Annotated in this window: 6 protein-coding genes; 5 read left to right on the top strand and 1 reads right to left on the bottom strand. The window is 37.9% G+C overall.

All coding sequences use genetic code 11. The features are described 5' to 3' along the window. The first annotated feature begins 916 nt into the window (after window positions 1-916). The 5 genes from ACIQ0C_RS26855 (at window position 917) to ACIQ0C_RS26835 (ending at window position 6,604) form a co-directional block, all read left to right on the top strand. Entirely contained in the window at window positions 917-2,119 is a 1,203-nt protein-coding gene (locus ACIQ0C_RS26855; protein WP_403065852.1) for an MFS transporter, read from the top strand. Window positions 2,120-2,185: 66 nt separating this feature from the next. Then, window positions 2,186-2,947, top strand: coding sequence for a type I 3-dehydroquinate dehydratase (gene aroD, locus ACIQ0C_RS26850; RefSeq protein ID WP_403065849.1), 762 nt, complete (start codon window positions 2,186-2,188; stop codon window positions 2,945-2,947). A 60-nt stretch (window positions 2,948-3,007) separates the two neighbouring features. Next, window positions 3,008-3,892, top strand: a complete 885-nt coding sequence (locus ACIQ0C_RS26845) for a shikimate dehydrogenase (RefSeq protein ID WP_403065846.1) — start codon at window positions 3,008-3,010, stop codon at window positions 3,890-3,892. Between the two features lie 268 nt (window positions 3,893-4,160). Beyond that, on the top strand, window positions 4,161-5,369 hold the full coding sequence (locus ACIQ0C_RS26840) for an MFS transporter (RefSeq protein WP_403065843.1): 1,209 nt from the start codon (window positions 4,161-4,163) through the stop codon (window positions 5,367-5,369). A 221-nt stretch (window positions 5,370-5,590) separates the two neighbouring features. Further along, a complete protein-coding gene (locus ACIQ0C_RS26835) occupies window positions 5,591-6,604 on the top strand; it encodes a LacI family DNA-binding transcriptional regulator (protein WP_403065840.1) in 1,014 nt (337 codons plus the stop codon). Window positions 6,605-6,725: 121 nt separating this feature from the next. Here the strand turns inward: ACIQ0C_RS26835 and ACIQ0C_RS26830 are convergent, their stop codons facing one another. Further along, complete coding sequence (locus ACIQ0C_RS26830; protein ID WP_402844527.1) at window positions 6,726-7,283, bottom strand: shikimate kinase; 558 nt, start codon at window positions 7,281-7,283, stop codon at window positions 6,726-6,728. Window positions 7,284-7,875 lie beyond the last annotated feature (592 nt).

The raw sequence follows: 7,875 nt of genomic DNA, 5'->3' as shown, positions 1-7,875 counted from the left end.
AGCGCCGATGGTAGTTGGGGGTTTCCCCCTGTGAGAGTAGGACGCCGCCAAGCCATTTAAAAAGATCAGCCATCCGGCTGGTCTTTTTTTGCGTTAAGAACAAATTATGAAGCCCTGTTAATTATGTATGAAAGTTGTTATATCACCATGAGGGGCTGAAATCGAAAAGTGTTTATCATTTTAAATTTAGATCGTTTTGACCATCCTAAACTTAGGATATAAGCGACATATTATTGCTGCCTTACTTGGACATTGGGTTATTAAAATCGATTGTGAATAACTGGATAATTAAATAAGCAGAAGTAATATATTTTAGCTAAAAAGAAATTCATTCAGAAACTGGTAACTAAAAAAGTGGGGGATATCGAAATAGAAGGAAGTCCTCATAATAGGATAAAATAATTTGTGCCACTGCAAATAAAAGGTATTCTTCATCTTGTATGAACAGTAATAAATTCAAGGTATGGCTGAACTTTTAAGGTAAATGAGATCCAAAATGAGCAATTCGGAATTTAAAAATAATGAGTATGAGGAATCGCGTTATAGTTATTAAGGGCTGCTTCATGGGTTTGACACAATTAAATTAGCGCAGTATAATAATTCAGTAGAACGATATACTAAATAAATTTAACTAATTATCGTTAGCATAAGTGTTAATTCAAATACTTTTCTAATCGCTTAAAGTGTTAGTAGAACGATGTACTAACGATAAACAAGATTAGTAGAACGATATACTAGTCATGCCGAGTTAGTAGAACGATGTACTAACTTAAGCCGGTTAACCTAATGAAGTTTATTATTTTATTTAGTACGTAATTATGTTTCTTAAATTTATGGTATGGGGCAAGGGGGCAACTTCTGAAAGGCTTAAGAATCAAATTGCATTTCGATAACTTTTTTAATAGGGGTGTGTTTCATGAAAAATCCATTTATAAAAATGGCCACAGGTTTATATATTAGCTATTTTATTTTAGGCATGATCAATATTATCATTGGGTCAAATATGGAAAATTTGTCTAACCAATTAAATACAAGTGCCTCGGGGATAAGTTACTTGGTCTCTGCCATAGGAATCGGTAAGTTAGTTTCTTTGTTTTTCGCCGGTAGACTGTCGGATAAATTAGGAAGGAAACCATTTGTTGTTTCTGCATCTTTTATCTACCTGATTTTCCTCATAGGTATACCATTAGCTCCTAACTATACATTGGCATTTATATTTGCTGTATGTGCTGGTATTGCCAATTCATTTTTGGATGCAGGTACGTATCCAGCTCTTATTGAGGCTTTTCAAAAGAAAGCTGGTTCAGCTACCGTATTAATAAAAGCGTTCGTTTCGGTCGGTGCCGCACTTCTTCCATTTATCATGGCGTTCTTTATAGCTAGAGATATGTTTTACGGGTATACATTCTTCTTAATGGCTGCTGTTTATCTTGTTAATGGATTTTTCCTGCTTAAGGTTTCATTCCCGGATCATAAAGCTCAGAGCCAAACTCAAAATGATGAACAAGCTGTGCCGGTTCAACACCAATTCCTCTCAAAACCGAAGTTTTCTCAGGAAGGTCTGGCCGTCATACTATTAGGCTTCACATCAACTGCATTATTCATGCTGGTTCAAGTCTGGCTCCCGAACTTCGGACAAGATGTATTGGGGCTGACCCAAGCTAAGGCTGTTCAGTTGCTTAGTTATTACAGCATTGGCTCCCTTGTTTCTGTCATATTACTAGCAGTTCTATTGAATAAAGTAATTAAGCCCATTACCGTCATGATTATCTATCCGGTCATTGCAGCATTATCATTATTGTCACTCATTTACATCCAGCAACCATTTATAACCGTTTTGAGCGCTTTCTTCATAGGGCTTTCAACTGCAGGCGTGTTCCAATTAGCTATGACAATAATCACGGAATTCTTCCCTGCCAATAAAGGGACGATTACTTCATATGTAAACATTGCAGGTAGTTCAGCCTTTATCATCATACCTTTCGTTACAGGTATCATTTCCAAGAGTGCTGGGTTAACTGAGGTCTTCTTGTTTGATGTGGCAATTGCGGTAGTTAGTATTTTATTGGCCGTATTCGTTGCCTATCGATACAAAAAGGTAATTAAGGTTTCCAATTAAACGGTCTAACCGAACATCAGTGTGGCATGAACCCCACTGATGATAATGAAAAAGGGGGAAACATCCATGCAAACAATCACGATCAAAGACGTAACGATCGGAGAAGGGGTTCCAAAAATCATCGTTCCACTAATGGGGACAACTGAAGAAGAACTGCTTAAAGAAGTTGAAACGGTAAATGCGCTACGGCCGGATATCATTGAATGGAGAGTAGATGTCTTTGAACAAGTCGAAAGCTTAGAAGCTGTTTCGGATATGATTTCAAAACTTAGAAGTGCTGTTCCCGACACTTTGCTGCTTTTCACTTTTAGAAGCCATAAAGAGGGCGGAAACAAGGAAATCAGCGATGATTATTATTTCCAACTTCTTCATACAGCAATTAAATCGAAGAATATTGATCTTGTCGATGTGGAGTTGTTTTTTGAGGAATCATCAGTGAAGGAGACTGTGAAGGTAGCTGAGGAAAATGGCGTATACGTAGTGATGTGTAACCATGATTTCGATAAGACACCAGCAAAAGAAGAAATCATTTACCGATTGCGTAAAATGCAGGAATTTGGGGCCCATATTCCAAAAATCGCTGTAATGCCCCAAACGGTTGGTGACTTACTCGTTTTATTGGATGCAACTTACACGATGAAAACAAAGTATTCCGATCGCCCATTCATTACGATGTCAATGTCGGGAACAGGCCTGGTCAGTCGATTATCAGGTGCGGTGTTTGGATCTGCTTGTACATTCGGTGCCGGAAAAGAAGCATCTGCACCAGGACAAATTCCTGTCACTCAATTAAGAGATGTATTGGAAATCATTGATCAAAATATTTAACTCATAATTCCTTCTAAGAAGGAATTTATATAAAGTTTAAAAAATCAGGGGGAATAGAACATGGAAAATATAGGAAGAATCAATGGGAAAACAGAATTAGTAGGATTACTGGCAACACCTATCGGACATTCTTTATCACCTGCCATGCATAATTTAGCTTTCGATAAATTAGGCTTGAATTGCGCCTATTTAGCATTTGAGGTTGGAAATGAAGAGCTGGAAGATGCAGTCAAAGGGATGCGTGCATTAAATGTAAAAGGATTTAACGTATCCATGCCTAATAAAATGAAGATCCTTCCATATCTTGATGAATTGGCGGACAGTGCTAAATTCTCTGGGGCCGTTAATACAGTCGTCAATGTCGATGGAAAGTTCGTAGGGCACAGCACCGATGGAATGGGATATACCCGGAACCTAAAAGAACATGGTATTGATATTAAAGGCAAGAAAATGACTCTTATCGGTTCTGGTGGGGCTGCTACTCCAATTGCCATTCAATCTGCGCTGGAAGGTGTGGCGGAAATCAGCATTTTTGCTCGTGATGATGCTTTCTTCCCGCAAGCAGAAGAGAATGTACGAATCATCAATGAAGATATGAAGCATTTAAATGTGAAAGCCAATGTATACCCTCTTGAAAATGTTCAACAATTAAAGGCTGAAATCGCAACTAGTGATATTTTGGCAAATGGAACCGGCGTTGGCATGAAACCACTTGAAGGCTTAAGTGTCATTCAAGACGAATCAATGCTGCGTCCTGATTTAATCGTAACCGATGTTGTTTACATCCCACGAAAATCTAAATTAATGGAACAAGCTGAGGCTGTGGGTGCTACAGCCATTAATGGTCTTGGGATGATGCTTTGGCAAGGTGCATTGGCCTTTGAATTATGGACAGGCCAACAAATGCCTGTTGATTACATCAAAGAGCAATTGTTTGCAGAATAAAATGATTCCACTCTGGAGATTTTCTCCAAATAGAGGTTTTCTTCATACTCATTGCATCTTTCGTTAAATGATTACAAAAATTGAGTGCAGAAACCTCGGAGCTAAGAAATGCAGGGAGTGAAATCCCTTGTTTTTCTTAGCATTTTTTTTTTGAAAAGTGGTTTTCATCTAAATGGATAACATAAAGGGGAGGCTTCAATGTAATTATATTGTGCATTAAAGTGTTCTATAGGAGAAACACAACGTGATTTATTATAGGGGTGTAATAATGAAAAATCAGTATTTTAAAGCGGCATCTGGTATGTATATTAACTATTTTCTGCTGGGGATGGTTAATATAATTCTCGCGTCAAACATGCCCTCTTTAACAGAACAATGGGGCACGGACTCTACTGGCATTAGTTATCTTATTGCAGCAATAGGAATAGGCAGATTACTCACGTATGGTCTCACTGGAGTATTATCAGATAAATTTGGAAGAAAGCCATTAATCATTGTCTCTTCGGTTATAATGGGAGTTTTTTTAATTGGGATTCCATTTTCTCCCACATATGAAATGGCCTTTGTATTTGCATTACTTGCGGGAATTTCCAACTCAGCCATGGATGCTGGTACATATCCGGCGCTAACTGAAATGTTTCCTGAATCCGCTGGTTCCGCAAGTGTTATGGTTAAGGCTTTTGGTTCGCTTGGTGCAACCATCCTGCCATTCATTATCTTGTTTCTTACTACGAACCAATTATTTTACGGGTTTGCATTTTTATTACCGGCTGTCATCTATTTCATGAATATGTTTTTGGTTATGTCCGCTTCATTTCCAAAAAGCAAAACCGATGCTGTCAGTCAAGAGGAGGATTTGCATAGTAACAGGTTCATAACTGAACCTAAATTTTGGATTGAAGGAGTGGCACTGATCATAATTGGGTTTACATCAACTGCGTTATTTACAGTTTCGCAAATCTGGTTACCGAGTTTCGGCCAGGAAGTCGCAGGGATGCCATCTGCAAGTGCAATTAAATTATTGAGTTACTATAGTGTTGGATCACTGATTTCCGTCCTGCTATTATCCATCTTATTAAACAAATGGATTAAGCCCGTGACGGTGATATTGCTTTATCCAATGATTACCTTAATTACGGTAATCATCATATTAACGATTCATTCACCTATTGTCTTAAGTATTAGCTCCTTTTTCCTTGGAGCCTCGACAGCTGGGATATTTCAATTAACCATTGCGATAATGACTGAACTTTTCTGGAGAAAAAAAGGAACTGTAACAGGGATCGTTGCGACAGCATCCAGTTTGGCGAGCGTCATTTTACCAATTGCAACGGGCTTGATCGCTAAGAGTGGGGATATATCGCATATATTTCTTTTTGATTGCTTTATTGCTACCATAGGAATCCTGGCTGCAGCTTTTGTATATTACCGGTATAAAAAATTGACACAGCACCAGACCATATTTAACCATGGCTAAATATAAGGATTTACTTAAAACTCCATCTTCTAGAATAAGGAGGACGTTTTTTTTGGGGCTTATGAATTTGGGATATAGGTGTTTTGGAGTGAGTATTAATCAATGGTATACCCATGTTCCAAAAGCAAGGGTGTAATAATGACAGTAACTATATTATTATTATAGTAAGAACATGATAATAAGAAGTACATCAAAAATACATTCAAGATGGTGATTGAACTATGAAACAATCCAAAAAAGGGCGGGTCACGCTGCAACAGGTAGCGAAACATGCTGGGGTATCCACATCCACTGCTTCCCTTATCGTTCGCAATAACCCTCGAATATCGGAAGCGACGCGAAAAAAGGTATTAAAATCCATGCATGAATTGGGTTATGTTTACGATAGAATTGCAGCGAACCTAAGGTCGCAGAGTTCTGATACTGTAGGAATCATTATTACCGACATATCAAATACCTTTTTTTCTGAATTCCTGATAGGGGTTCACGATGCATTGGATGAGGTCGGATATACAGTGTTGCTGGGGACTACTTTCGACTCGGTTGCCAAGCAAGATCATCTCCTTTCAACCATGATGGAACATAGGGTGGGTGGCCTGATACTTTGTCCTGTCTCTGAAAGCTCACAAGATACAATTGAACGGTTAAATGAAATTGACACGCCGATGGTGCTTGCTGTTAGGGAACTGCCTGGAGTGAATAGTGACTATGTAGGCATAGACTATCCAGAAGGAGCTAGAATCGCTGTTGATCACCTCCTTGGAAAGGGGCATAAAAGAATTGCGCTCCTTGGTGGCATCAAGGAATCTTCTACTTGGATCGAGAGAATGGAGGGATACCGTGAAGCTCTTTCAAGAGCGGGATTGGAAGTGGATGAATCGTTGGTGATAGATAGTGCCCCTACACGGGAAGGAGGGCTTGAGGCTGTTTTGAAAGTACTTGATAATCCCGATCCGCCTACCGCGATTTTTTGCTTTAGCGACTTAATTGCCTTCGGTGTTATGCAAGGGTTAATGATGAAAGGAATTACTCCTGGAAAAGATATAGATATCGTAGGGTTCGATAACGTTCCAGTCGCAGAAATCTATCATCCTCCGCTAACGACCATTTCCTCATTCCCTAGACGTATTGGGAAAGAGGCGGCGAATCTCCTGTATCAGCAAATGGAGAAAATTGAACGTGAACAACAGCGAATCATATTGAATCCAGAACTGATTATTAGAGAGTCTTCCTAAAAAAGAAAAATAAAAAGGTGATTAGTTTACAGGAGGTTACGTATCCATACCGCTGTACCCTTTTCATCTTTTCTATTATTCTTTTATTGGGAACATTGATTACATATCAAAAAGTTTGGCCTTACTTAAGCGGTTCATAAATATCCCAGGCCACTTTCAACGAATCGACTATAAAGTCTGCCACTTCATCAACATCAAGATCATTGGTATTCACTTTTGAATGATGATAAGAGTATATTTCCTGTCTGGTGTAAAAGAGTTCTTCGATTTCCTCAAGGGACCGACTTTGTAAAACAGGTCTACTATCAATAAGCAAGCCTATTCTCTCTTTCCAGTATTCCCAAGACAAGTCCAGGTAAAAGACAATGCAATTGGATAAACAGATATTCCGTATATCCTCTTGTAAAAATGCCCCGCCTCCAACTGAAATGATTTTCAATTGTTGTTGACTAAAGCTTTCAATCACACTTTTCTCTTTTTCGCGAAAAGTTTTTTCCCCAAACTTCTTGAATATTTCCGTAGTGGGCATATTGAATTCCTTTTCAATTTCTTGATCTATATCAATAAAGTCCCTATATAATTTCCTTGCTACTTTCTGTCCGATCGTCGTTTTTCCTACCCCCATAAAGCCAATAAAAACGATACTTTGCATCCTCAAAGATGTGTTTTTATTAATCATTTATAAATCCCTCTCCCAACTATTCTTATAATGATTAAAAGTCTCTCCTGAAAATTTTAAAATATATTTATTATAGTACAAGAAATTAAAATTGTAAAAAAATTTTTTAATATTTGGACAATAGAATCTCGTGAGTTAGCGGTTTATTTTTAATCAAACTATCCGAAAGGAGCAATCAGTTTTCAGTATTGGATTCATACATCTAAAGTTTCCTCATATTATCCGGTTGTTATTGCCATTACGATCACTTGCAGGCTTTATGATTTTGCCAAAGGCATTACTTAGTCGAAGGGGAGAGTATTTCAAACAGGGCTTTGATTTAATGAAAATGGATGGAATAAATGTTTGGATCATATGTTTTAAGTGGAAGCCAAGGTGAGAAAGGCACATTTATACCTCTAAATAATTAATTAAATCATTTATAAGAAAATGCATGAAATGTGTTGACTTAATGGTAGGAAAGGATTAATATAAATAAGCACCAACTAAGACAAATGAAAACTTCATCGCTTTTGGCTGATTGCTGAAAGAAATAATAACTATTGACTTCTTACTATGAAAATGATAAGATGAAATGGTCGCTGAAAAACAC

This window comes from Peribacillus sp. NPDC096448 (assembly GCF_044762675.1).
Lineage (GTDB): Bacteria > Bacillota > Bacilli > Bacillales > DSM-1321 > Peribacillus > Peribacillus frigoritolerans_B.
Note: the sequence above shows the minus strand (reverse complement) of the source record. Positions and strands in the feature narration are given on the sequence as shown.